This window comes from Pedobacter duraquae (assembly GCF_004362245.1).
In the GTDB taxonomy this organism is placed as follows: Bacteria; Bacteroidota; Bacteroidia; order Sphingobacteriales; family Sphingobacteriaceae; genus Pedobacter; species Pedobacter duraquae.
The window spans coordinates 225,914-249,455 of the sequence record NZ_SNWM01000001.1 but is presented as its reverse complement, the minus strand read 5'-3'; the positions used below and the strand labels follow the sequence as shown (position 1 = coordinate 249,455).

Annotated in this window: 21 protein-coding genes and 1 tRNA gene; 13 read left to right on the top strand and 9 right to left on the bottom strand. The window is 40.1% G+C overall.

The genetic code is table 11. The features are described from left to right. Positions 1-133 precede the first annotated feature (133 nt). From CLV32_RS01215 to CLV32_RS01185, 7 genes are all read left to right on the top strand, one after another. Positions 134-1,585: a sensor histidine kinase gene (locus CLV32_RS01215; RefSeq protein WP_133551573.1), complete on the top strand. Its 1,452-nt coding sequence runs from the start codon at positions 134-136 to the stop codon at positions 1,583-1,585. Then, positions 1,575-2,270 (top strand): response regulator transcription factor, encoded by a 696-nt coding sequence (locus tag CLV32_RS01210; RefSeq protein WP_133551571.1) that lies wholly within the window; start codon positions 1,575-1,577, stop codon positions 2,268-2,270. The genes CLV32_RS01215 and CLV32_RS01210 overlap by 11 nt, the downstream gene beginning before the upstream one ends. 197 nt (positions 2,271-2,467) lie before the next feature. Then, on the top strand, positions 2,468-2,875 hold the full coding sequence (locus CLV32_RS01205) for a response regulator transcription factor (protein WP_133551569.1): 408 nt from the start codon (positions 2,468-2,470) through the stop codon (positions 2,873-2,875). A 161-nt stretch (positions 2,876-3,036) separates the two neighbouring features. Next, a complete protein-coding gene (locus tag CLV32_RS01200) occupies positions 3,037-3,240 on the top strand; it encodes a hypothetical protein (protein WP_133551567.1) in 204 nt (67 codons plus the stop codon). Positions 3,241-3,385: 145 nt separating this feature from the next. Beyond that, on the top strand, positions 3,386-3,565 hold the full coding sequence (locus tag CLV32_RS01195; protein ID WP_133551565.1) for a histone H1: 180 nt from the start codon (positions 3,386-3,388) through the stop codon (positions 3,563-3,565). 78 nt (positions 3,566-3,643) lie between these two features. After that, positions 3,644-4,030 carry an acyl-CoA thioesterase gene (locus CLV32_RS01190; RefSeq protein ID WP_133551563.1) on the top strand — a complete coding sequence of 129 codons (387 nt, stop codon included), beginning with the start codon at positions 3,644-3,646 and terminating at the stop codon, positions 4,028-4,030. Between the two features lie 31 nt (positions 4,031-4,061). Then, entirely contained in the window at positions 4,062-5,081 is a 1,020-nt protein-coding gene (locus tag CLV32_RS01185) for a CobW family GTP-binding protein (protein ID WP_133551561.1), read from the top strand. Between the two features lie 96 nt (positions 5,082-5,177). Here the strand turns inward: CLV32_RS01185 and CLV32_RS01180 are convergent, their stop codons facing one another. After that, entirely contained in the window at positions 5,178-8,432 is a 3,255-nt protein-coding gene (locus CLV32_RS01180) for a S41 family peptidase (protein ID WP_133551559.1), read from the bottom strand. A 293-nt stretch (positions 8,433-8,725) separates the two neighbouring features. Here CLV32_RS01180 and CLV32_RS01175 point away from each other — a divergent pair, with 293 nt between their 5' ends. After that, on the top strand, positions 8,726-11,101 hold the full coding sequence (locus CLV32_RS01175; protein WP_133551557.1) for an ABC transporter permease: 2,376 nt from the start codon (positions 8,726-8,728) through the stop codon (positions 11,099-11,101). Between the two features lie 60 nt (positions 11,102-11,161). Here the strand turns inward: CLV32_RS01175 and CLV32_RS01170 are convergent, their stop codons facing one another. From CLV32_RS01170 to CLV32_RS01155, 4 genes are read right to left on the bottom strand one after another with little or no spacing between them, the layout of a single operon-like run. Then, positions 11,162-12,505 (bottom strand): thioredoxin family protein, encoded by a 1,344-nt coding sequence (locus tag CLV32_RS01170; RefSeq protein WP_133551555.1) that lies wholly within the window; start codon positions 12,503-12,505, stop codon positions 11,162-11,164. 7 nt (positions 12,506-12,512) lie between these two features. Continuing rightward, positions 12,513-12,851: a hypothetical protein gene (locus tag CLV32_RS01165; protein ID WP_133551553.1), complete on the bottom strand. Its 339-nt coding sequence runs from the start codon at positions 12,849-12,851 to the stop codon at positions 12,513-12,515. Position 12,852: 1 nt separating this feature from the next. Further along, on the bottom strand, positions 12,853-13,401 hold the full coding sequence (locus CLV32_RS01160) for an RNA polymerase sigma factor (RefSeq protein WP_133551551.1): 549 nt from the start codon (positions 13,399-13,401) through the stop codon (positions 12,853-12,855). 7 nt (positions 13,402-13,408) lie between these two features. After that, a complete protein-coding gene (locus CLV32_RS01155) occupies positions 13,409-13,756 on the bottom strand; it encodes a DUF6249 domain-containing protein (protein ID WP_133551549.1) in 348 nt (115 codons plus the stop codon). Positions 13,757-13,923: 167 nt separating this feature from the next. Between CLV32_RS01155 and CLV32_RS01150 the strand changes: the two genes are divergently transcribed. Further along, positions 13,924-14,910, top strand: coding sequence for an aldo/keto reductase (locus CLV32_RS01150; RefSeq protein WP_133551547.1), 987 nt, complete (start codon positions 13,924-13,926; stop codon positions 14,908-14,910). Positions 14,911-14,923: 13 nt separating this feature from the next. Here the strand turns inward: CLV32_RS01150 and CLV32_RS01145 are convergent, their stop codons facing one another. Continuing rightward, complete coding sequence (locus CLV32_RS01145; RefSeq protein ID WP_133551545.1) at positions 14,924-15,187, bottom strand: hypothetical protein; 264 nt, start codon at positions 15,185-15,187, stop codon at positions 14,924-14,926. A 212-nt stretch (positions 15,188-15,399) separates the two neighbouring features. Here CLV32_RS01145 and CLV32_RS01140 point away from each other — a divergent pair, with 212 nt between their 5' ends. The 4 genes from CLV32_RS01140 (at position 15,400) to CLV32_RS01125 (ending at position 18,972) form a co-directional block, all read left to right on the top strand. Beyond that, positions 15,400-17,136, top strand: a complete 1,737-nt coding sequence (locus tag CLV32_RS01140; RefSeq protein WP_133551543.1) for a thiamine pyrophosphate-dependent enzyme — start codon at positions 15,400-15,402, stop codon at positions 17,134-17,136. A gap of 70 nt (positions 17,137-17,206) precedes the next feature. Then, the gene (locus CLV32_RS01135; RefSeq protein ID WP_133551541.1) at positions 17,207-17,551 is read left to right on the top strand and encodes a cupin domain-containing protein; all 345 of its coding nucleotides are present in this window, start codon (positions 17,207-17,209) and stop codon (positions 17,549-17,551) included. A gap of 82 nt (positions 17,552-17,633) precedes the next feature. Next, positions 17,634-17,706: transfer RNA gene (locus CLV32_RS01130), tRNA-Lys, on the top strand. Positions 17,707-17,913: 207 nt separating this feature from the next. Continuing rightward, positions 17,914-18,972, top strand: coding sequence for an Ig-like domain-containing protein (locus CLV32_RS01125; protein ID WP_133551539.1), 1,059 nt, complete (start codon positions 17,914-17,916; stop codon positions 18,970-18,972). Positions 18,973-19,708: 736 nt separating this feature from the next. Here the strand turns inward: CLV32_RS01125 and CLV32_RS01115 are convergent. The 3 genes from CLV32_RS01115 to CLV32_RS01105 form a co-directional block, all read right to left on the bottom strand. Further along, the gene (locus tag CLV32_RS01115; RefSeq protein WP_133551537.1) at positions 19,709-20,443 is read right to left on the bottom strand and encodes a FadR/GntR family transcriptional regulator; all 735 of its coding nucleotides are present in this window, start codon (positions 20,441-20,443) and stop codon (positions 19,709-19,711) included. Positions 20,444-20,550: 107 nt separating this feature from the next. After that, complete coding sequence (locus CLV32_RS01110; protein ID WP_133551536.1) at positions 20,551-22,458, bottom strand: AAA domain-containing protein; 1,908 nt, start codon at positions 22,456-22,458, stop codon at positions 20,551-20,553. 21 nt (positions 22,459-22,479) lie between these two features. Continuing rightward, on the bottom strand, positions 22,480-23,541 hold the full coding sequence (locus tag CLV32_RS01105) for a histidine kinase (protein WP_133551535.1): 1,062 nt from the start codon (positions 23,539-23,541) through the stop codon (positions 22,480-22,482). Between the last annotated feature and the right edge of the window lies 1 nt (position 23,542).

The following is a 23,542-nucleotide window of genomic DNA, read 5'->3' as shown; positions in this document are numbered from 1 at the left end:
ATAGATTCCTGCTTTCTAAAGGGGAGTTAAGGAAAGTTAAATAGAGTTAAATCGCATTTTAAATAAGGTTATTTCCACATAAATAATAGCATCTTAGTAACAAGAAATCAATTGTAAGGATTGAAGTTTGTTTATGAGAAAAAGTCTACAGCCGCTAATTTATCCTTTTGTGATCTTCTCAGTATTGGTGACGGTATTGCTGCAACTTGCCTGGCTGCAGCAACTTTATCAGGCGCAGAAGGTTAGGGTAAAGGAACAGTTAGAAATCACGGTCAGAAATGCCGCACAGCGACATATGTATCTGAGCGTTCAAAAGAATATACATCCTACAGCAAGTTTTAAGCGCTTTTTCAGTTCGGTTGAGTGGATACAATTGAGACAGTCGTTTGATGATATGAAGGTTCAAGGCCTGCATAGTGACTTCCGTTACGGTTTTATGGAGGATAGCGTGAAGCTTAGCCTAAGTTTTTCTTTTCCTGTAAATCCCGGAAAAAAGCCACCGAAACCGGCCAGAGGTGCATTTAACAAAGAAAGTAAGAAGGAACTTAAAATAATAGAGGAAACATCGATTTTGGCAATCAATAAGGATTTAGATTCTGCACTGGAGGCCATTCCACTGAAGAACTCTTCGAGTTTCAGGATCTATGATTACACAGATAATAGTCTTGTTTACGGGCCGAAACCGAATAAGATCAAGAAAGATTTTGTGAGTAAGGCTTATTCCTATAATCTCAAACACCTGCACAAATACCAGTTATTGGTTCCTGATATTGGATATACTGTGTTGTATAGCATGCGATATTACCTGATCTCTTCAGTGATGATGTTGTTGTTAACAATAGGGGCCTTTTATGCGTTGCTCCGCATGATGCGTAATCAACGGCTGTATGCAGGTGCACGACAAGCTTTTACGAGCAATATGACACATGAGTTGAAAACACCAGTTGCAACGGTATCTGTGGCCCTGGAATCTATAGAGAAATATGGCTTGATCAATGATCCTGAGAAACTGAAAAACTATCTAAAAATAAGCAGGCATGAACTACAGCGGTTGAATCTGATGATTGAAAAGGTGCTCAGTCTGGAAGCCGAAAATGATGCCCCCTTAGTTCGACATGTAGAATTATTCGATGTACAGCAGACATTGAGGGAGGTAATTGCGGTAATGGATCTGCAGTTTACGGCAAACGGTGGGAAGATTAATTTTGCCCCATCAGCTGAACCATGCTTTTTGGAAGGCGATCCTGTTGAGTTAAGTCATGTATTTTATAACCTGATGGATAATGCGCTTAAGTATGCCGGTCCGGCTCCAGTTCTAGCTATTAATTGTAATTCAAATCAGGAACATATCGTAATCAGTTTTGAGGATTATGGGGGAGGAATAGCTTCAATTTATCAGGATAAGGTATTTGATCGCTTTTTTCGGGTGCCAGCAACAGGCGACACCCATGATATCAAGGGATCCGGCCTTGGCTTAAATTATGTGTCTGAAATTATCAGTAAACATGGTGGAACAGTACGGCTAAAGAGTGAAGTTGGAAAAGGTTGTATGTTTATATTAAATTTACCAGTAGATGAGTCATAAGGTACTTTATGTGGAAGACGAACCAGCACTAGCGCAAATCGTTGGCGACGGACTTCAAAGTAGCGGTTATGAATTGCTCTTAGTGAAAGATGGAGGTAGGGCAGAGCAGGCGTTTAAAGATTTTGAGCCTGACATTTGCATTTTGGACATTATGTTGCCTGTTTTGGATGGTTATGAAGTTGCAGCGCGGTTTAAGTTGCTGAACCCGGATATCCCGCTAATTTTCCTAAGTGCTAAAACGCTGACTGCAGACGTGGTTAAGGGATTTAAAAGTGGGGGAGATGATTACCTGAAAAAACCGTTTAGTATGGACGAATTGCTGGCAAGAATGGAAGCATTGCTGGGAAGGTACGGGCGTAAAACAAACACCGGACATCCAATAAAGCAACAACAATATATTTTTGGAAAATGTACGCTAGACACAGTTACTCAGAAACTGGTTACCACTGCTGGAGAATACAGTTTATCCTATAAGGAAGCGGCTTTACTTGAACTACTGGTACAGCAAAAAAATAATATTTTAGAAAGGCAGGTTGCGTTGCAAACTATTTGGGGCGAAGATAGTTATTACAATACGCGAAGTATGGATGTGTTCATGTCACACATCCGGAAAATGTTAAAAGACGAAGCCGGAATTCAGCTGATGAATATCCGGAGTATCGGATTTAAGTTAATATGTAGCTAGCAAATGTGTTGATATCGTAAACAATCTGTTTAGATTAGACAACAAATGCCTCTACAGAATATTAATTTCCAAAGCTCTAATGTCCTTAAAGGCATCTTAAGGGCATTTCTTGTAATTAATTTGTGTTTGAACAGTCATTTTGCAATTATGGCAAAATTGTTGCTTGTATAGATCAAACACTAAGCATAAATTTGAATATGATCAGAAGAATACATGTACTTGAAGATGATAGCGACATCAGGGATGTAATTGAATATTTATTGAAAGATGAAGGCTATGAACTACAGCTCTCGTCATCTTTTAGTGAATTAAAGGCTAAATTAAGGGATTCTCTACCAGATTTATTTTTGGTTGACGTAATGCTCCCGGATGGTAATGGGATTGAGATTTGCACGGATCTTAAAAACGATATGTTTACGAAACACATCCCGGTAATCGTGATGTCTGCAAACCCAAGAAGTAAGCAATTAAGTGCTGGTGCTTGCGCAGATGATTATATCAGTAAACCTTTTGATGTGAATGATGTAGTACAACGTATTGATCAGTTATTAGATAAAAAAGGTCCTGCTGTTAAGAAGGATACAACGAATGCACCTGTGAAATAAGGTAAATTCTAAGAAATAAAAAGGCTCGGACTGTGAATCCGGGCCTTTTTTTGTGCGAAAAATCTTTTTTTTGTCACGATTTCCAGATTTTTTCAAAATATTTTTTTTCGCAAAAACTTTAGTGTTTCCAGCTTGTTCTTGAGGTATAAAAAAACTATCCTATGAAAAACACATTAAAATCGGAAAATCCTGCAGGCCACTTCTTCGCTTCACATGCTACGGTGTTAGAATCTTCGATGGAAAAGTCTGAAGACCAAAGGTTTAGCGACGAGGGTGTAGAGAGCTATAAAAATGCTGCTCAGTCACGCTCAGCTATCCCTGTTGGATCAAGGAAAAAGTCAAATCCACGGTTATTTATCTTATAAATGCCGAGGTATATATAAAGGGTGCTACTAAAAATAGCGCCCTTTTTTTATGCGCATTTATACGCGAAAACAGATTTAAATGGCATCAGTAGCTATTTATTTGCCAATTATCCTATATTTGAAACCAAATTAAAAAAATCAAAATATGGAAAAATTTGCAAAAGTGAAAGAATTGTTAGCTTCAGTTGAAGCTGATGCAGAGAAATTTTATAACGCTGGTAACAGTGCAGCAGGAACAAGAGTTCGTAAAGCAATGCAGGATTTAAAAGTGCTTGCTCAGGACATCCGTGCTGAAGTAACAGAGAAAAAAAACACTGCTAAATAATTAAAAGCATTTTTCATAACAACAGCCTGTATCTCGATACAGGCTGTTGTGCTTTATACCCATTTTACTATTTCATCAATGACGATAGACGATAAGATCAAAGCCTCAGAGACCCGTATTTTCAAAGCCGTATTCCCTAATACGACAAATCACTATGATACACTTTTTGGCGGAACGGCCATGTTGATGATGGATGAGGTTGCTTTTATAACTGCAACACGCTTTAGCAGACAAACAATGGTTACGGTTAGCAGTGATCGGATTGATTTTACGAAACCTATTCCTGCAGGAACTATTGTTGAGCTTATTGGTACGGTAACACATGTAGGAAACACCAGCTTAAAAGTTAAAGTAGATATCTTTGTTGAGCAAATGTACTCTGAACATCGTGAGATGGCCGTAACAGGATCCTTTTCCTTTGTGGCGATTGACGAGAACAAGAAGCCTACGTCTATCTTAAAATAGTTTGTTGCTGATCGAGTTATAAGAATTTAACATGGCTAAAGAAGTTACACTACTTACCGGTTTTTTAGGGGCGGGCAAAACAACGTTACTCAATCAGATCATCACACAGAAAACAGAAACACGTTTTGCTATCGTGGAAAATGAGATTGGCGAAATGAGTATTGATGCTGAACTTGTTGTTAAAGGTGCGACCGAACTCGTTGAACTGAATAACGGATGTTTGTGCTGCTCGCTAAATGATGACATCTTTGAAGTGCTCAATGAGCTTTGGGATAAGCGGGAGCAATGGGATCATCTGATTATTGAAGCAACAGGGATTGCTGATCCGGCGAACATTGCACAGCCTTTTCTAACGATGGAGCAGGTGAAACGTGGATATATCCTAAAAAGGGTAATTTGTGTTGTTGATGCGGAGCAGGTAGAAGATCAGTTGCGGGAGACTGCGGAGGCGGTGCAGCAGCTTGTGTTCAGCGACCTGATCTTACTAAACAAAACTGAAAAAGTATCACCAGAGTACCTATTGGAATTGCAGGCAACTTTGAAATCCATTAATCCTTTTGCAACTGTATACATCGGTACAAAAGACGACTACAAGATTAAGCAACTTTTTCAACAGGAGAGAATACTGAATTTCTCTGCCAGTCCACAAGCAGTAACACCAAAGGGTATTTTCAGTATAAGCAGAGATCCGGCAAAAGCGGCGCCGCTTCTGGCAATAAGTAGTTTGCATCAGCAACACCAGCATTCTGAGATTGAGACTATTTTGTTGAGATATACGCAAAGCATGGACATTACGTTGCTTGAACACCGCATGATGGTGTTTCTGATTTTACAATCAGCCAGTGTGTACCGGATTAAAGGAATCATTTATAGCGAAGGGTTTGAGAGTAAAATCATTCTTCAAACTGTCGGGAAATCCCTGGCTGTCGATCTCGGCGAGCGTTGGCTGCCTGACGAGCTAAGAGAATCAAAGGTTGTGTTTATCGGTAAAAACCTGCAGGTGCATGGTTTTGACAAGATGTTCAGAGATTGTCTGACTAAGAATTTATAAGCTGGATACGTTTGACGCGTGCAGTCAAAAAAGCAATGGAATAAGTTGAGGAATACAATTCTTGCATCCCTCAACCTGTTATTCCGTTGCGCTATTTTATTTCTTCACTGTTTTAAGCATTTCTTTTACTGCTGCTTCCAATTGTTGATCCTGTCCGGCTAACACTTTGGTGTATTCGTTCAAGATCTGAATATCTGGTTCCAGCTGATGGTTTTCAGTGGCATGCGTTTCATTAGGGCCGTAAGTTGCGATCATTGGAATACCAAATACAATGCGGTTATTGATCTGAGTTTCCCACCATACCGCGGTTCCTGTACCTGCCACCGGCATACCGATTAGTTTACCTATGCCTAATGCTTTGTAAGCATAAGGGAACATAAAAGCATCTGAGTAATTGCCTTCCGACATCAGTACACAACTTGGTTTACTCCATTTATTTAAAGGTTCACCACCAGTGGTCACATGTCCTTGGGGTCTTAACGTGAAATACATCTTTCCGCTTAAGAAAGTTACCAGGTCATCATGCAGCCATCCACCTCCATTAAAACGAGAGTCTACGATCAGTGCCTCTTTATTGCCATTCTTACCAAGTACCTTATCAAAGGTGACACGGAAACTTGGATCGTCCATGCTACGGACGTGAACATAACCAACTTTACCTCCAGACAAGCTATCTGTTAATTTTTCCATGAGTTTAACCCATTTGTTGTATAGCAGTGTGCCGGTTTCTGTACGCGGACGAATTGGTTTAACAGTCTCCTGATATTTGATGCCGTTGGCATCGTGGAAGTTAATCAGAGTAAACTGACCGGCTTTATGGTTAAGTAGTTTTGCCCAGTCTTCATCAGGGCTGATCGCATTGCCATTGATCTGATCAATCACCATGTTTGGTTTCATTTTGGTACTGGCATTATCAAATGGACCTCCGGGGATAATTTCCTTTACATATAAGCCATTTGTCTTGCTTAGGTCGTAAGTTAAACCTAGTGCGGCAGTTTCATCTCCAGTAGGGAAGCTTGGACTATATCTGCCACCGGTATGAGAGGCATTTAACTCACCAAGGAATTCGCTGAGTAATACCTGGAAGTCATAGTCATTGTTGATGTATGGGAGAAATTGCTTGTAATTGCTATAATAGTAATCCCAATCTACGCCTTGCAATTTAGGGTCGAAGAATTTCTTCTTTACTTGTTTCCAGGTATGTTCTAAAATATATGCCCGCTCAGCACCCGCTTTAAGCTCCATCTCAGAATTGATGCGTATAGGAGTAACCTTACCGTCATCGGCACCAATTTTCATAATGCTTCCATTAGCCATCACAAAAAGGAACTTTCCATCTTTTGTAATTTCCAAATCGGCACCAGAGGCATCGAGTTTAGCAAGGATTTTCGACTCTTTAGTACGAAGTGTAGTTACCCATAGATCAAATCCTTTATCATATCTGGCTAAATAGTAAAGTTTCTCGCCGTCTTTAGAAAGTTTAACGCCAGATATATTGGTTGATGCGTTTGTTAAGCGCTGCGTACGATCCTCAAGGTTTTTGAGGTACGGTGCAAAAGGCTCAACCGGCGTTGCAGGTTTAGCTGGTGTTTTTTTATCCGTTTTAGATTTATCGATTTCAGGTTTTTTACCCGCTGTATCTTTTTTCTCCTGTTCAGTGCGTAATTCGAAATCTTCTTTACTTAATTGGAATTTATCCCAGGTTTTTTGATCAAAGAACATGGCATAAATATCGTCTTGCGAACCCCGGCTAAGGTTTTTCATCCCATCTTTATCAGTTAGCCAATACATCATTTTGCCATCCATACCGAACTGCGGATAAGAATCACCGAAACCACTATTGGTCAGGTTTACACGTTTGCCTGAGCCATCGTCTTTAATCAGTACAACTTCATTCTGGAACCAGCCACCACCTTCTGTTGATTGGGCGAGCAGATATTTGCTGTCTGGCGACCAGGTGAAATATTGATCACCATCCGAATAAGAGAAGTTGACGCCTTCAGGTAACAACGACGCTGATGTTTTGCTGGCAATCGTATAAGATTTCAGTACATTTCGTTCTTCAAGATAAGCGATTTTCTTGCCGTCTGGTGAATATACACCCTGAAATTCATCTTTGTCAGATGCAATAACAGGCGTTATTTTTAAGACGGTTGCAGCATAGAAGTAAGGCTCGTTTTTATTGACGATAGTTGCTTCCATGATGTCCCAGGATTTCTCGTTTTCTGCCGAAAATAGAAGAGATTTACCATCAGGAGAAAATTGTACCATTCTTTCCTGATACGGGGTGTTGGTAATCTTTTTTGTAGTAGCACCGTCTGCAGCAGTTACGAAAATGTCACCGCGATAAACGAAAGCTACCTGTTTGCCGTCCGGTGAGACTGCCATCTCTGAAGCTTCGCCACGGACAGGCATGATAGCTACCTGATCTGCAGCAAAATCTGCTTCGAAGTTGATGGCGACTTTTTGCGGCTGACCGCCATCTTTCAAACTATAGATATCTCCATTATAGGTGAATACAAGTGTTCCATTTGTGGAACGCGACAAGTTGCGGACAGGATTTTTGTCGAACTTCGTAATCTGAGTTATCTGTGCCGGGTTGGCAATTGAAGATTTAAATAAGTTTTGATTGCCATTGCGTTCGCTCAAATAGTAAAAATCGTCACCATTTCCCCATACTGGCTCCCTATCTTCTCCTTTAAAATCAGAGACCTTGTGATAGCTGTTATTTTTGAAATCATACGTCCAGATATCGCGGGTAACTGCTGAAGTATGATGTTTACGCCACGGATCCTCGTAACCTTTTCTATCCTGGAAGATAATCTGGTCACCTTTCGCGTTATAATGTACATTTTCGGTACCAGCGCTATTGATCAGAGCACTGTTTCCACCTTTCACAGGAACTTCGTATAGTTTCATGAAATAACTGTCACCCGGAAATCTGGCCGAAGTATATATATCATGTCTATCTGTACCAAAGATTACTTTTTGATCGTCAGCGGAGAAATCATAAGGAATATCTTTCGCGGAATTGAAGGTTAATCTTGTTGCGTCTCCACCTGCGGCCTGGATCACATATACATCGAAATTACCATAGCGATCTGAAGAAAAAGCAATTTTTTTACTATCATGACTCCAGACTGGATAGCCATTGTAAGAACTTGCCAGTGTAAGTGGAATTGCACTTCCACCAGTTGCGGGCACCTTGAAAATATTGCCTTTGTATTCAAAAGCAATCCATTGGCCATCAGGCGACACCGCAGGTTGTTGCATCCACCTGGGTTGATTTTGTGCTTTTAGCCCCAATGCGGTGAGGGCGAATAGCGATAAAGTCAGTAAAGTTTTTTTCATGAATTTTTGGTTTAGATCTAAATGCAATGTTATTGCATAAAGGTATACAAAGTTTTAACTATTCAGTTTTGGAGGAGCAATTTATTTATTAATACTGGAATCTTAAAATCGATTCCCAATTGTAATAGGGTGGATAGGCTTTGATAATAAAGATCTGTACGTTTTTGTACGGTACTTGTGCGATAACGAACGGAAATAACAGATATTTACAACATATAGTGCCTTTTTTGATGATTAAACTATGGTATGTTTGATTGGCATGTTATTCGTAATTGGCTCAGAAAATTAAAGATATGTTTTTCATCAATTTAAAAATAGCATTCAGGAATCTTTGGAAGCACAAAGGATTTTCGGCGATCAACATCGGTGGACTGGCGATAGGTATGGCATGCTGCCTGATTTTGCTCCTATATGTAAATTACGAATGGAGTTACGATAAGCAATTCAAGGATATAGATCGGATATACTATAGTGAAATAAATCTTAATGTTAATGGGAAGCTTATTACCACTCAAGCAAATCCTAATAAGTTGGCTGCAGCAGCACAACAAAGTCTTCCTGGCGTTGAAAGTACTGCCCGCATCGCATTTAGCAGTAGTGACAAGCTCTTTAGTCACGATGAAAATCGATTTAAGTTAAACGCACTGAGTGTTGATCCATCCTTCCTGAGGATCTTTGATTATACTTTTATTTCAGGATCCGCAGAAACCGCCTTAAATACACCGGAAGGAGTTTTACTAACTGCATCCACTGCGAAAAAGCTTTTTGGCGCTGTTAACCCAATGGGTCAGTTGGTGAAATGGAATAACAAACGCTTTTTAAAAGTAACTGCGGTGGTTGCAGATTTGCCTGACAATCAAAGCATCAAGTACGATGCCTTAACCAGCTGGTCTTTCTTTGACTCAGAAAATCCTGATGATAAAAATAATGGTTGGGGCTCCATAACTTGTGCGACATTAATTAAATTGAAAGACAAGCGATTTTTCGAAAGTACAGATTTGGGTCTAAGGAGATTGATTAAGGAAAATGAAAAGGATACACAGTTGGAAGCATTCCTATTTCCCTTTTCGAAACAACATCTATATGGCGAGTTTGAAAATGGAAAATCAATTGGTGGAAAAATCGATCAGGTTCGGTTATTTGCGTTTCTCGCTTTTTGCGTGTTACTCATTGCCAGTATCAATTATATGAATTTATCTACCGCACGTTCGGAAAAACGTGCGCGCGAGGTAGGGGTGCGCAAAGCGCTTGGCTCATCGAGGAAAACGCTGATGGGACAATTTATACTTGAGTCGATGCTGTTTTCCAGTATTGCCATCCTGTTAGCTTTTACATTACTCGAACTTGCGTTACCTTACTTTAACAACCTCCTTGGAATCTCCATAGGCATTGCCTACAATAACGTTCTTTTTTGGCTCACGCTGCTCGGAATGGCCTTAATTACCGGGTTACTAGCTGGCAGTTATCCTGCGTTTTATTTATCATCCTTTATGCCTGTTAAAGTGCTCAAGGGTTTTAACGGCAGCGGCAGATCATCGTTGTCAATCCGTAAAATACTTGTGGTTTTACAATTCAGCTTATCAATTTGCATGATCGTATGTGCAATCATAGTTTATTCGCAAATTCAGTTTATCAAACAGAAACCCCTGGGTTTTGCGCAAGACAATCTGGTACAACTCGATCTGGAAGGTGAGTTAGAAAAGCCAGAGAAACTAAAATTCTTCAAGGATGAGTTAATCCGTAGCGGTGCAATTAGCTCTGCAACAGAGTTTGCTCAATCTTTTAGTTCTTCGGGATCAATTACTGGCAATTTCAGCTGGCCCGGCAAAGATGCGAACGATAAGTCGATTGTGAGTTACCGGAGTGTTGGATTTGATTTTACTAATACGGTAGGTGTCAAAGTACTAGCGGGGAGAGATTTTTCACGACAGTTCAGAGCGGATACAGCAACTTCACTTCTTGTGAATCAATCTATGGTAAAACATATGGGGTTGAAAAATCCCGTAGGTACGGTGGTGCACTGGGGAGAAAACCCACCGCTTACCATTATTGGAGTTGTTGATGATTATTATAATGAAAAAGCTGGAAAGGCAGCGCAACCAACGTTCTTCTTCAACAATGCAAGTATTACACATGTGTTATTGATGAGACTTAGTGCAAACCAGGCTGCGAGCCTTTCAATTGACCGGATTAAGGAAGTGAATAAACAGTTAAATCCTGGCTATCCCGGTGAGCTGACGTTTGTGAGCAGCAGGATGGAGGAGCATTTAAAAACAGAACATCTCCTAAGTGTATTGTCTAATTTATTTGGTGGCTTTGCAATCTTTATTTCTTGCCTTGGATTATTGGGATTGGCACTATATATGGCAGAACAAAGGAAAAAGGAGATCAGTATTCGTAAAGTGCTGGGAGCCGATTTAAGAAGCATACTGATTTTACTAAATTTAGATTTTATGAAATTGGTTTTGCTTTCCAATATTATAGCATTTCCTGTTGCATTTGTATTAATTCAAAAATGGTTGAAAAATTATGATTATAAGATTGCTATCGGAGCCTGGCCATTCCTCATTGCTGGTTTGTTATCACTAGTTATCGCTGGGCTGACTGTGAGTCTGCAAAGTTTTAAGGTAGCTAAGGCAAATGCAGTTGATGCGCTGAAGTATGAGTAGGTGCATAAAAGCCGACTTCAGCAATCAATGTTTGATGAAGTCGGCTTTTGAAGCTGGCGCTTAGATAATTTCATCAGCTTCCATTTTTGTTAATAATTCCTGAAGTTTTTTTACAGCATATGCGTTATCCGCGACCAATTGAATTGCCGATTTCATTTGCTGGATTGCCTGTTCTTTTTGATGCATTTTGTAAAGTACCTGCGCATCGATGTTCAGATAATAGGGAGTTACATTTTTATAGTATGCGGGATCTGTTTGTGTAATTCGAAGGGCTTCATCTGTCCAAGTTTTCAGTTGCTGCAGTTCTTTTTTACTTAAGGTGATTTTTAGCATCTCTTCAGTAGTATGTATAATCGTGTTGCTGACCTTTATGGAAGCGGTATATTTGTAAGACTCGGCGTCAGGGATTGATTTCATTGATGCGTATACTACAGCGTCATTTTTAACCAGGGTATCGGCAGGTATTTTAAGTACGGTTCGATTGATATAATCGGATGCATTTTTTTTGTAAGCCGGATAATCTTTTACCGCAAAAAAGTACTTCATTGCCAGGGTTTGTTTGTTATCAAAAGGATCACTTTTAGTATCCTTTTTTAACCTGGAAACGAGTTGGAATAACGACATATCTTTATTCGCGATGGCTTTTTGAAGCGATACATCCATTGCACCAGTTTTGATATGTGCTAAAGACTCCCTGCGGGGATCATTTTCCTGTAACTTATTAAATATGCTTTCGTTGCGTTCAAGTACCGCGAGGGCAGGGCCTAATTGTAGTTTTCTATTTAACCACACGCCATTCTCTGTAATCAGACGGATTGTTTTTGGATCAGCCTGTTCTGATGGCGAAAGTAGCGTTACATAGTGATCAAGGAGATCTGTTGTGGGAAGCTTGAGTCTGGTAAGACGGTTGAGGTAATTGTATAAAAACCCCTTATCTCGCTGATGTTGCGGATAAATTGATTCGAGTTGTGCGATAGTTTGTTCTTGAGTAGATTCACGAATAGCATTCTTAGCATGCTGTATGAATGTAGCTGGTGGCATTGATCCATCCATGCTGTAGATTAATGTACCATTACTATCAACAAATAAGTAAGTGGGATAGGAGCTCACACCATATTTTTTAAGTATGGCGGGGCCAATTCCTTTTTCTGCATCAAGTTTAAAATTGATGAAATTCTCATTAAATATTTTTGCAACCTCTGGCAAGGTAAACACCTCCCCATCCATTGTTTTACAGGGTCCGCACCATTCTGTGAATACATCGATAAATACCAATTGGTGTGTAGATTTAGCTGTAGCAAGCGTGGTTTCCCAGGATTGCTCTTTAAAATTAATAATTAGTTTTTCCTGCGCATAACTTGATATAGCAGAAAAGATTAAGGTTATAAAAATGATTTTTTTCATGACTCAGTTATAGTTTTTTCGATTTGATAAATAATTTGATGAGTTTTTCTGACTGCATCAATACAAAGGCTACGAAGAGCAGTTGAAAAAATATCAGCATATTGGGGCCTGAAATACCAGCGACAGTTTTTCCGGATACATCCAGCATCGTCGAAATAAGTAGTCCGAGTCCTGTTCCAAGAATAAAAAACAGGATAGACAGGTTTAAGTCTTTTAGTAAAGACTTCTTGAAGGTTATCTCTTTATGGATGCGGAGCATCATTCGGTCTTCAAAATCGCTGTAAGGCATATCAACCCTGCTTTTTGCCATCATGCTTTGAAAAAAGGTTTCTTCTGTGGTCGACATACTAGTGTTGGTTAAGTTTGTTTAACAATTGGTTTACGGCTTTGAGCATACTTTTCCGTGCGCGGTGCAAAGTAACCTTGGTATTCGAATTGGTCCAGCCAGTAATTTCGCAAACCGCTTTTATACTTTCTTCTTCAAGGTAGAAAAGTCTAAGTACGAGGCTTTCTTTTGGCGCAAGCATTTTTAAAGCTTCATTTACGAGATCTCGATATTCATCCTGATGCAGCTGATTGATCAGTTCCCCATCAGGAATATCTGCTTCAAATTCGCTTGTAAACACCATAATCTCTTTTTTTATCTTATTCAACCTCATAAAGGCTTCATTTGTGACGATTCGATAGAACCAGGTACTGAACTTGGCTTGAAAGTTAAATGAATTCATGCCTCTAAATGCTTTCATAAAAGCATCTTGTACAACTTCTTCAGCGATGAATTCATCCTTCACAACAGAAAGTGCAACGGAAAATGCCATGTCTTTGTATTCCTTTAGAAAATACCTGTAAGCTTCAGTATCACCATTACAAACTTTTCTGATGTATGTATGATCCATGGGATGCCTAGTCGTTTTTCTTGTGATCAATTCTATTTGCCAGCACCAATGCAGTGCCACCGCAAATCCCAAGTATAGCCATTATTGTTGCCGGAGAATCATTAATAAGATGGAGCTGAGTGATAAAAATTGAGATGCTCAACAGACCGATGCTGAGCCCCAGCACTACGATGCCTACTTTTGCCCAGCTTAACTTGCTTCTATGTTCCTTTTTTCTTAAATCTTCTGGAGACACTCCTTTTTCAATTAGCATTAATTTCTCTTTATGTCTGGCACGGTGTGAAAAGTACCAACCAAGAAATCCGCAGGCCATGAATGCCAACCAAACAATTAAGAACATTTCCGATCTTTCCATGATAATATAATATTGATTTTCATCTATAGGATTAGCGAAAATGAATAAAGGTTACAAATCCATCAAATTACACAAAAAGACCAACGAATTTAATCGCCTAAAGCATAAAATGATCATTCTGATCACACAAATTGATTTTCTGACTGTTTATGTCTTAAAATCAAAATATGAAATATAGATCACTCGGAAGCACAGAAGAAAAATTGTCTGCGATAGGTTTAGGATGCATGGGGATGAATCATGCTTATGGAACACCTGACGATAAGGAATCGATAGCAACATTGGAACTAGCGCTTGATCTGGGTATTAATTTTTGGGATACAGCTGACATATATGCTGCTGGCGAGAATGAAGCGTTGTTGGCCAGGGTGCTCAAATCAAAAAGGCAAGAGGTGTTTTTGGCAACGAAATTTGGGTTCGTCAGTAATCCCGGTGCCGGAAACGCACAATTTGACGGTTCTCCGGCGTATATCAAAATTGCTGTAGAGCGTAGTTTGAAGAGATTAGGAACGGATGTGATCGACTTATATTATGCACATCGCGTTGATCCAAATGTGCCAATCGAAGATACTGTCGGCGCAATGTCGGAGTTAGTTAAAGCAGGAAAGGTAAGGTACTTAGGGCTTTCTGAGGCGTCGGTTACATCGCTGAGAAAAGCGCATGCGGTACATCCGATCAGTGCGTTGCAAAGCGAGTATTCATTGCTTACGCGTGAGGCAGAAAACAATGTGTTACCTGTATGTAAGGAGCTGGGAATTTCATTTGTGCCTTTTAGTCCGTTGGCGCGGGGCTTAATGACAAATACACTGGACGTGAGCAAGCTTGATGATAGCGATTTCAGGAAGTCGTTACCCAGATATCAGGAGGCTTATAAGGCTAATAATGAAAATTTAGCAAATGGGTTTGCAGAGATTGCGGCAGGCAAAAATCATAGTGCCGCTCAGTTGGCTTTAGCCTGGGTATTGGCTCAGGGCGAACATGTCATCCCAATACCTGGGACCAAAAGAAGGAAATATCTGCTGGAAAATGCTGATGCCGTAGATCTGCAACTTAGTGATGATGATTTGAAGGCCATTGATGATTTATTGGCTACATATCCAAACACCGGTGCGCGTTATAGCGAGTCTCAGAATAAATTGGTAGACCGTACTTAATTGTTTAAGCAGGTTAATCTTCTTCAAGATAAATTTCGTGTACTAAAAAATTAACTTTTGCTACTGGCTCCAAGAGTTCGGAAATATCTTCTGAATCGATAGGGTAGATTGTTTCGTCACTATCCATGACAATAGAATCAGGAATTAATTCAAAAAATTTAACTGGCAGATCAGTTTCCAATTCAATCAGTTTGATATAGGTAACACCATTTTCTTTCCAGTTATCTAGAATTTCGGCGCTAAATTGGACGTAGGGACTTTTCTGTTCGTTTTCCATCAGACAAATCTAATGATTTTGAGACAGTATGGAAGGTTGATTTCACTGTATTTCGCCAGTTTGTCATTTTACCATCAGTTCCTTTCTAAAAAACAATTTCTACTATAACTGCTAAAACAATATTGTCAATATTTAAGTCTTACTATAAGATGTATCGCGTATCGGCATGATTGATTGCGTATAGTTAAAAAGGAGAACAAGACCCAAAACATATGAGTAAAAATGTAGCAGAACAATTAGTAGAAATGCTGGTTGAGGCAGGTGTAAAAAGAGTTTATGCCGTTACCGGCGATAGTTTGAATTACTTTAATGATGCTGTTCGCAAGAGTGGTAAAATTAAATGGATTCACGTGAGAAATGAGGAAGTTGGTGCGTTCGCCGCCGCCGCAGAGGCAGAGCTGGATGGTATTGCGTGTTGCGCGGGAAGTTGCGGGCCAGGGCACGTGCACCTCATTAATGGCTTATATGATGCCCATCGATCGCATGTGCCGGTTATTGCTATTGCTTCAACTATTAATACCAACCAATTTGGTATGGACTACTTTCAGGAAACCAACACTATAAAATTATTTGACGACTGCAGTTATTATAACCAAATAGCGACTACTGCTGAGCAGGTGCCACGTATGTTTCAAACCGCGATTCAGCATGCCATCCATAAAAAAGGAGTCTCTGTATTCGGTTTGCCCGGCGATGTTGCGCAACTCCCGGCGGTAGAGAGTGAAACTGCCATGCAAATTTTCAGGTGTAATCCGGTGATGAGGCCTTCTGATGCTGAGTTGGTGGCGCTTGCTGATTGTCTGAATGCACATAAGAAAATAACTATTTATTGCGGTATAGGTGCTGCTGAGGCGCATGATGAAGTTATTGAGCTTGCAAAACTGTTAAAGGCTCCAATAGGTTATTCTTTCAGGGGGAAAATGGGTATGCAGTACGATAATCCACTGGAAGTAGGGATGACGGGATTGTTAGGGCAGCCATCGGCATACCACAGTATGCATGAGTCGGACGTGGTGCTATTACTGGGAACGGATTTTCCATATCAGAATTTCATGCCTGAGAAAAATAAGATCATTCAGATTGATGAAAGTCCGGAAAGACTCGGCCGAAGGGCTAAGCTTAGTATGGGGCTTTGTGGCGATATTAAGGATACTGTATCAGCTTTGTTATCGCTGATTAAAGAAAAGGAAGATGAAAGTTTCCTGAAAGCACAGCTGGATTTTTACGGGAAAGTAAAGAAACATCAACAGACGTATATTGAGGATCGAGGATCAGAAAATAAGATACAGCCTGAATTTGTTGCTGACACGATTGACAAACTGAGTGATGTGGATGCGATATTTACTGTAGACACAGGCATGTGTTGTGTATGGGGAGCACGTTTTATTCACGCTACTGGAAAGCGTACCATGCTGGGATCTTTTAACCACGGAACGATGGCAAATGCTATGCCGATGGCTATTGGTGCTGCTTTAGCGCATCCAGAGCGGCAAGTTGTGGCCCTTTCCGGTGATGGTGGTTTATCCATGTTATTAGGTGACCTGGCCACGATAAAACAATATAATCTTCCAATCAAAATTATCGTATTTAACAACCGGGCTTTAGGAATGGTAAAATTAGAGATGGAGGTTGACGGTTTGCCAGATAGTGAAACTGATATGATCAATCCTGATTTTGCATTGGTTGCACAGGCAATGGGTTTTAGGGGGATAACGGTTTCAAATCCTGCGGATGTAGAAACCGCTATCTCAAATGCGCTTAGGGAAGATGGGCCTGTTTTACTGAATATCATGACAAATCCGAATGCACTGGCTATGCCACCGAAAATTGAGTGGGCGCAAATTAAAGGGATGACCGCTTCTATGACAAAGCTGATGCTTGGTGGTAAAATGGATGAAGTGTTTGATACCATCAAATCGAACTACAAGCACTTAGGGGAGGTGTTGTAATTCTTAAAAAATGCTTGCTATATTTACGGTCAGAAGGCCTTGGCCGTAACATTTACTTTAACGAATTATAATGGTAAAACAAAGCAACGCCTTCTTGTTGGAAGACGATATGGAATGGGAAGATCTGGGTGCTGGTGTACAGCGCCAAATCATGGGGTATAATGGTGATTTGATGATGGTCAAGGTTAAATTTGAGACTGGGGCTATTGGTGTACAGCATCAGCATATCCATACACAGGTAACTCATGTGCACAGTGGAGTCTTTGAAGCTACGATAGATGGGCAGGCTCAGATTTTAAAAGTGGGGGATGGTTTTTTTGCAGAACCTATGATATGGCACGGTGTAGTATGTTTAGAAGCTGGTATTCTGATAGATGGATTTAGCCCGGTGCGGGAAGATTTCCTGAAAAAATAGCCTTGAAAAACTTTTTTCATTTTTATTTAGCAGAATAAAAAATTAATTATATCTTTGCACCCTCTTCAGAACGAAGGGAAATGATTCCGTAGCTCAGCTGGTAGAGCATTACACTTTTAATGTAGTGGTCCTGGGTTCGAATCCCAGCGGGATCACGAAAAGCCTCAGAGAAATCTGGGGCTTTTTGCATAAATGGATCTTACGAAATCTTTCGATAACCGTCGAAAAAATATTCATCACTGAGTAAATATTAGTTTGAAAAACATTATCTTCAGTGTAAATATTTGCCTGATAAGAATCAGTTAGATCGAATTGTTATTAGTTCGGCAAGACTACTGAAATTACCTATATCTAATCGTCTCATGAAAAGATTAATCCTCTCCCTCGTCCTACTCGGAACAATTCTATTTGGAGGTTGTAAAAAAAATAACAACCCGGCTCCTGAACCCTTCTTTAAGTTCAATTTCGAGTCCAAAACAATGGATATAAAAGATTACCAAAAGATAGACTCTACTAGTTTTACGACTAGTTATAAACCCTCAGAGATTCATTTTGAATCTACTGATTCAAAAATCCTCTCTGTAGAAAAGGGGGGCGTAGGCTATCAAATGTTATCGGCTGTTGGAAAGGGTACCGTGTACATTAAAGCAATGAAAGGGGCGGCTGAATTAGGGAGATTTAAAGTGACCGTTAGTTATGTTCCGATTACTGCTATGTCCATTTCTGGAAGCGTCGAGCGGACGATCACAGAAGTACAGGAAACTTCGCTTCAAATATCCATCGCTCCCCTTAATTCGACAAATATGCAATTAACCTGGACAGTTTCAGATCCTTCTGTGGTAATTAAATGGGCTGAAGAACGGAATGCAGTAATAATCGGAGATCATCCCGGTACGGCGGTTGTAACTGCAACATCGCCTGATGGTTTTAAAGTGAGTGTCAAGGTCACTGTAACAGCGCTACCACCATACCCAAAAACAGGTGTTGATGCGGTTGTTAAATCCTTTAACGAGAATATTCTGCCAATGTTAGACCGGGAATCAGATTTAATTATTAAAAAACTGACGATATTGCCTGGAATAAGAGAAAAACAAGTAACTGCGTTTGACTGGGCGGGACAGCTTAAACTCATATTGTCTGTAGAGTCTGCATCTGGTTTTTATAGGTATCCATTGCCAGCTACTCCAATTAAAGGGTTTACTTTTCTTTTTTGGACGGAAAATACAAATCCACCTGTTAACAATGCGGGTCTAAAGATCGCTGTTAATTTTTTTGGTGACCACTTTGAGGTCGTTCCTAAAAGCGGGTCTGTTCCTCGGGTATTTAACTACAATCAAGTTTCAGAATTCACAAAATTTCTATTGGAATCTATACAGGCGGATGTTGCTAGCATAAAAAAAGAATTTCCAACTTACTTTTAGTGTAAAGAAGTTTTTTTGCAAAAAAAAAAGGTTCTTTTTTTAATCAGTATGTATTATTAGCTTTGAGAAAAGCCAAATTATGCCCTCAGCCTCAATTATTTCAAACTGGAGCCTAACGAAAAAAATCTATTTTCGCTTTTCATTTATTTTTTTGCTTCTATTTATTTTTCTGAATAATAATGGAGCATTTATATATGTATCCCAGATCTTTCTTACCCAACGGAACTATTGCATCAGTTTATACCCTGGTTTTCTCTTCATGCATTGGATTATACCTACGACTTTTCTATTGTTGCAAATGGAAGTGGTGATACGAGCTATAATTATATCCAGTTATTTTTATTTTTCCTGGTGGCTTTAGTTGCCAGTCTAGTCTGGTAATTACTTGATTACAAGCGAAAAAGTTATTCGATATTATATTATTGGCTCATCGTTCTGGTAAGATTTTATCTTGCTTTCACGCTGATGCAGTATGGATTAGCGAAGGTCATCCAGCTTCAATTTCCTCAGCCGCATCTTTCGCGTTTATTGCAACCCTTCGGTGATGCATCTCCAATGGGGCTGGCCTGGACTTTTCTGGGTTTGTCAAAAGGTTATAATCTGTTTATGGGCATCGTCGAAGTTTCTTCAGTATTGTTGCTCTTCAGGAAGACGATGATAGCTGGAGCATTTTTGTTGTTGGCGACAAGTGTACACGTGATGGCTATGAATTACTCACAAACTTTTTTAATAAATCTTACATATACATCGTTACAGCGTTCAAGCCATTTGGATGTCTGCTGATTTCGAGCAGATCGCTGAGGTGGCTGGAAATTGCGTAATGCGCAGCTTTGGGATCTTTTTCCCTGATAGCATTATAGATATCACGATGCTCCTGAATTGCCTGAATTTTTCTATCGGCACCAAAGATTTTTTTGCCTACCATGTTTTTTACCAGATCGGGTATTAAAACGAGGATCATAGATTCGATTACGGAATTCTTAGACGCCCGGGCAATTTGCATATGAAACATCATATCTTCCTGATAGGCCTCCTCACCAGCGTTGGTTTTCTCCTCATATTCTACAAGAGCCTCTTTTAACCTTTGTAGGTCTTCAACCGATCGGCGTTCTGCAGCAAGTTTTACCGCATCCCGTTCTAAGTAATACCGGGCTTCCAAAAGAGCGTTAAAATCATCTTTATTGAAGTTTACGATATCGGCGATAATACTATCGAGCATTTTAATACTCAATCCAGAAACATATGTGCCACTCTGGGGATTAGTCTTCAACAAGCCGTAGAATTCCAGTTTTAGTATGGCTTCCCGTACATAACTTCTTCCAACACCAAATTGTTCTGCCAAGACACGCTCAGCAGGCAAACGCTGTCCTGGTTTGATCAAGCCAGTCGTAATCATTTGTCTCAGTTGCCCGATAATATGATCTACAATAGGTTGTTGTGGCTTTGAATGACTAGTTTCCTTTTGGTTCATTATTCACTGGAGTTGAAGAGCACAGTTTTCAAAAATATAAATTTATGCCAGAATATCAGCTACTATTTTCAATTAGATCTTCCTCATTGTTGTATTAATAATATTCGTTAGTCGTGCATAAACTCCCAGGCGCTGTTATAAACACCTTCCTGTTCTGCATAAGCAATGAAATCCGAATAGAACGGCAAACGGGCAAGAGTAACGCTGTCTCCTACAACGACAAGTTTCTGTTTAGCTCTTGTCATCGCCACATTCATGCGTCTGATATCCGCAAGAAAGCCTATCGTGCGTTCGGCATTGCTTCTCGTTAAACTGATATAGATGATATCACGTTCCTGTCCCTGGAAGCTATCGATTGTGTTAATGGTAATGTATTCTTTATACGGGTCCAATTCCGGCGAACTTTGTAAAAGATCCTTTAAACATCTTATTTGTTGCTGATAAGGAGAAATGATTCCAATAGAAGGAAATTGATCTATGGGACAATGATTGACCAGTTCTAAAAGGTATGCCGTTAAGTGTTTCAGTAGAAATGCTGCTTCTTCGGGATTGCTCACACTGGTTCCCTCGAGTTTTTCATCGAAAGCACAGCCGGCAGTATCTATAAAATTTAAGGGGATATCATCGGTAAATAATGTTTTGCCGGCTACTGATGAGGCAGCCTTAAGTTGATTGTTGTAGAAGAGCCGGGAAGGGTATCCCATGATCTTATGATGCATCCTATATTGCTCTTCCAGCAATACAACTGATTCAGGATAAATAGCTACACACTTTTCAAGTAATGTTGTACTTAAACCTTTTTTTGCTGCTTCAACAGATTTAATTGTTGGCGGTAGTTGGCAGTGATCGCCGGCTAGGATGACTTTTTGCGACTTTAAGATAGGAATCCAACAAGCAGGCTCTAAAGCCTGACCGGCTTCATCTATCACCACGGTATGGAAAGTCAGATTTCGGATCGTGTGGTGATTTGCGCCTACCAGCGTGGCCGTGATGACTTGGGCTTTAGCAACAACCTGATCAATCATGTATTGCTCGGTATTGCCAACCTCCTTCATAATTTTATGAGCTTCATTGAACAAGGCTTTACGCTGTTCCTGTTCAGCGCGACCAAAAGTTCTTTTATATTTATGCGCCATGTTCTTATACTCAGCAGCCTGTTTTTTTAATGCCCTGACCTCCTTCATGTGCTCATGGTCGGCTATTTTGCTATCCAATGTTAAAGAAAGCATTTTGGCGGATACCCTGGCTGGATTTCCAATCCTTAAAACATTCAGGCCTTCCTCGGCTAATTTTTCGCTCAGAAGGTCAACCGCAGTATTGCTTGGCGCTACGACCAGAATTTGTTGATGGTTTTGTTTGATCAGTGCCTTGATGGCTTGTACCAGGGTGGTCGTCTTTCCAGTTCCGGGAGGGCCATGGACAATAGCCAGATCATTTGCAGCTATTATTTTTTCTACGGCCAATTGCTGGACGGCGTTGAGCTGCGGGATACTGTAATGTAATTTTTTATCGCTAAACCCTGGTTTACTGCTGCCAGTAAGGACGCTAACCAAATCACCCTGTTTCGGATTTTCTGCTCTTTGTGCTGCTTCTTTAAGGGCAGCCTGCATTTCATCGTAGCTATTGTTGTCGAACAATAGGTCGATACCCAACTTACCATCCCTGGACCAGTCGGGCAACTCATCGCTACGTAAAGTTATTTTGATCTTATTTCCTGAAACGTGAGTTACTGTGCCTTCTATACGGTCCTTGCCGGGATCGTGATTGGAAAATAGTGCCACTGAAGCGCCAAACCGGAATTGGTGACTTAAATCCTGATGTGTGGTGCGTTCCAGTTCGACGCTGAGATAGTCGCCGCGGCTCATTTCTGTACCTCGTATTGCGATCGGATACCAGGCAAGACCATTCATTCTGCGGTCGGTAACAGAAGATGACTCCGTTAGGCGCCGATAGGCATTGAGGTCTTCATCTTTTTCAATTTTTAACAGGTCAATTAACTTTTTGAAATAGTCCATTACCGCAAAGGTATCCGAATTTTACGAAATAGGCAGGACAAGCTCTATTTTGCAATGGTCGTCATCACAGTTTTTAAAATGAAAATGAATTGTTTCACCATATAACGTATTGTAGTCCCTGCCGTACGTATTAAGATCCTCTAAAAGGGATCCGGTTGCGTGTTTATTATAATTCATGTGCATTTGCAGCAAATCTTCAGCGATATGAATTTCAATAGCCAGCGATGTAGGATGTTCTGGGATCACTTTACAGAAAGGTTCCATGACATTAATCAGCGCCAGGGCAGCGATTGACTTGGCTGCCGGATCGCCGAGGCAATCCAATGTTACTTTCAAATTATTATTCCTGTAGTCGAAACTAATAAATTCAATGAAGCAGGCGAGTGCAGTGAGCTCTTCATGCAGTGGCGTTGAGGATTGTTTACCACGGTATAACCTGTATCTTAAAACTTCAGAAAAAGTGATTATCGACGTAGGCGTATAAGGTTCAGACAGTAGTGCCGATCGTTTGAGCTGATCAAGGGATCGCATCATGAAGTCGGGGCTAATGTTCGTTTTCAATAGATCCAGTTTCACCAGTTCTATTTCTTTTTTTTCATTCGCTACTTCTTCCAATAAGCTATTCTCTTCATTTTTCTCCATGAAGAATAACAGTATGGAAAAGATGAGGAAATTGATGACATAGACGTATACAACCTGGATATAATTTTCCCAAAAAGAAGTAGTATAATCGTAGCCTGTGCCCTCAACCATGCGCACAAACTTTTTATTGAAGTACATATCGTTCACTGTCAAAACAAAAAACGAAATGATCAATAAACTCCAAAACAATAAGGGCTTGTTCCTTTTAAAGAAATACGGAATGAGCAATAAGCAATACACATAATAGAATATCGCAATATTTAAATTCGACAGAAAGAAATTATTGAAAATTATGGATGCGGTGATTGGGACTTTAACGCGTATTAATGTTCCCAGGATAAGCACCCAGCCCCAATAGGCTACATGCGCCACCCATCGGTATTTAGTGAAATACACCCATTTATTCCTTTTGTTAATCTCTTGTTGAACAAAGTTACTCATG

Coding starts and splice junctions, on each gene's coding strand:
- CLV32_RS01215 (WP_133551573.1), top strand. CDS start 134: ATGAGAAAAAGTCTACAGCCGCTAATTTATCCTTTTGTGATCTTCTCA.
- CLV32_RS01210 (WP_133551571.1), top strand. CDS start 1,575: ATGAGTCATAAGGTACTTTATGTGGAAGACGAACCAGCACTAGCGCAA.
- CLV32_RS01205 (WP_133551569.1), top strand. CDS start 2,468: ATGATCAGAAGAATACATGTACTTGAAGATGATAGCGACATCAGGGAT.
- CLV32_RS01200 (WP_133551567.1), top strand. CDS start 3,037: ATGAAAAACACATTAAAATCGGAAAATCCTGCAGGCCACTTCTTCGCT.
- CLV32_RS01195 (WP_133551565.1), top strand. CDS start 3,386: ATGGAAAAATTTGCAAAAGTGAAAGAATTGTTAGCTTCAGTTGAAGCT.
- CLV32_RS01190 (WP_133551563.1), top strand. CDS start 3,644: ATGACGATAGACGATAAGATCAAAGCCTCAGAGACCCGTATTTTCAAA.
- CLV32_RS01185 (WP_133551561.1), top strand. CDS start 4,062: ATGGCTAAAGAAGTTACACTACTTACCGGTTTTTTAGGGGCGGGCAAA.
- CLV32_RS01180 (WP_133551559.1), bottom strand. CDS start 8,432: ATGAAAAAAACTTTACTGACTTTATCGCTATTCGCCCTCACCGCATTG.
- CLV32_RS01175 (WP_133551557.1), top strand. CDS start 8,726: ATGTTTTTCATCAATTTAAAAATAGCATTCAGGAATCTTTGGAAGCAC.
- CLV32_RS01170 (WP_133551555.1), bottom strand. CDS start 12,505: ATGAAAAAAATCATTTTTATAACCTTAATCTTTTCTGCTATATCAAGT.
- CLV32_RS01165 (WP_133551553.1), bottom strand. CDS start 12,851: ATGTCGACCACAGAAGAAACCTTTTTTCAAAGCATGATGGCAAAAAGC.
- CLV32_RS01160 (WP_133551551.1), bottom strand. CDS start 13,401: ATGGATCATACATACATCAGAAAAGTTTGTAATGGTGATACTGAAGCT.
- CLV32_RS01155 (WP_133551549.1), bottom strand. CDS start 13,756: ATGGAAAGATCGGAAATGTTCTTAATTGTTTGGTTGGCATTCATGGCC.
- CLV32_RS01150 (WP_133551547.1), top strand. CDS start 13,924: ATGAAATATAGATCACTCGGAAGCACAGAAGAAAAATTGTCTGCGATA.
- CLV32_RS01145 (WP_133551545.1), bottom strand. CDS start 15,187: ATGGAAAACGAACAGAAAAGTCCCTACGTCCAATTTAGCGCCGAAATT.
- CLV32_RS01140 (WP_133551543.1), top strand. CDS start 15,400: ATGAGTAAAAATGTAGCAGAACAATTAGTAGAAATGCTGGTTGAGGCA.
- CLV32_RS01135 (WP_133551541.1), top strand. CDS start 17,207: ATGGTAAAACAAAGCAACGCCTTCTTGTTGGAAGACGATATGGAATGG.
- CLV32_RS01125 (WP_133551539.1), top strand. CDS start 17,914: ATGAAAAGATTAATCCTCTCCCTCGTCCTACTCGGAACAATTCTATTT.
- CLV32_RS01115 (WP_133551537.1), bottom strand. CDS start 20,443: ATGAACCAAAAGGAAACTAGTCATTCAAAGCCACAACAACCTATTGTA.
- CLV32_RS01110 (WP_133551536.1), bottom strand. CDS start 22,458: ATGGACTATTTCAAAAAGTTAATTGACCTGTTAAAAATTGAAAAAGAT.
- CLV32_RS01105 (WP_133551535.1), bottom strand. CDS start 23,541: ATGAGTAACTTTGTTCAACAAGAGATTAACAAAAGGAATAAATGGGTG.